Consider the following 407-nt stretch of genomic DNA (forward strand, 5'->3'; position numbering starts at 1 on the left):
TGTATTCCAAATGCTAATAATACTGCTCCCATTAAAAAACCAAGCAATCTTCTTACTGTTNNNACCAAGTTGTTGTTCATAACATAATTTATGATAGAAAGATTTATAAACGTTATTACTCTTATAGATAGTATATCGATATCNNNTGGAAGATATTCTAATATGATATTATAATCAACTTTAAAAATATTCTCCAATTGTTTTGCAATATCAAGTGGTTTTTTATTTCCAGGAATTAATATAACATAATTTTTATTATATTTATCTTTTATACTTTCAGGTATTCCTGGAATAACATTATAATCTTCAAATGCTAATGCAATTGCACAAATTTACTTTTATATAATTCTTTTCTCCATATATCATAAAAGAACCTTTTTTTAAATACATTCCAGAAGGTGCCTTTT

It is taken from the genome of Candidatus Nanopusillus massiliensis, assembly GCF_920984865.1.